Below are 1,118 nucleotides of genomic sequence, written 5' to 3'. Positions count from 1 at the left end.
TGGCATTAAAATGGGTAAGAAGAACCATATTGAATTAGTACGTATATAGTGATATAATTTAAATAAATTATTAAAAAAGGACGTTTAATGAATTTGCAAAAAAAGATCACATTCTCGATTATGGGAGGGGTTTTAATAGGTTTTATCGTTTTTTTAGGTGTTAATTATAGTATGATGAAAGGAACAGCAGAAGTTGAAGTTTATGAAAAACTTAATAGTAAAGCTCATACCCTCTCAAACGAGATTGATGGCTGGATTAAGGAAAAACAAAATATTTTAAAAGGATTGTCTGAAGATATAAAAACTCTCGATGATAAGTCACCAGAAAATATTAGAAAATATACTCAATTAATGGCTAAAATGGCTAAAGTAAGAAGTTCTTTAATCTATTTAAAAGATGAAACTGTGATACATATTAACCCTAAAGTTAAAATTCCAGCTAAAACCTTTGAGAGTAGAATAGTTTATAAAACTGCTAAAGCAAATAATTTTAAACCAAGTATTAGTAAATTATTTCCAAGTCCAATTGATAAAACAGCAAAAGTTATGACAATTAGTTCTCCAATAGAAGGAGAAAGCCTTGCTGCCCTTGTTGTTGGTTTAAAAAGTATTTATAAAAAAGTACTAGAAACTAAGATAGAAGGCGGATATGCTGTTCTTATTGGAAAAGATAGGAAAAATATTGTCCATCCAAATAAAAAATTTGTAAACCAATCTATGAGTGAAATTGCACCAAGTTTAAAATGGGCAGATAATAAAATATTCTCACAAGAATCAGGCTTAATGGAAATTAATATTGGTGGCGTAGATAAACTTATGGTATTTGATACAATTCCAAGTACTGGTTGGAAAGTTGTAATGACTATTGAAAAAGATGTAGCATTTGCAAATCTTAATAGTCAAACAAAAAAACTTTTACTTATTAGTTGTGGATTCTTAGTTTTTGGTTCATTAGGTATATATGTACTATTGAATTTTCTCTTTAAACCACTTCAAGCTTTAAGAAGTGTAGTTACTGATTTGGGTACAGGAGATGGTGATTTAACACAACGTTTAGCAGTAAAAGGTAAAGATGAATTAGCAGATATTGCAACAAGTGTAAATCTTTTTATCAAAAA

The 1,118-nt window shown here is 28.6% G+C and carries 1 protein-coding gene; it reads left to right on the top strand.

The genetic code is table 11. The features are described 5' to 3' along the window. Positions 1-87 precede the first annotated feature (87 nt). Positions 88-1,118 (top strand): PDC sensor domain-containing protein (locus K354_RS0113655; protein ID WP_024956025.1); only part of this gene is annotated, 1,031 nt, incomplete at its 3' end.

The sequence above is a fragment of the Sulfurospirillum arcachonense DSM 9755 genome (genome assembly GCF_000597725.1).
GTDB lineage: Bacteria > Campylobacterota > Campylobacteria > Campylobacterales > Sulfurospirillaceae > Sulfurospirillum_A > Sulfurospirillum_A arcachonense.
The sequence above is the reverse complement of the archived record's forward strand: the minus strand, read 5'-3'. Positions and strand labels throughout refer to the sequence as shown.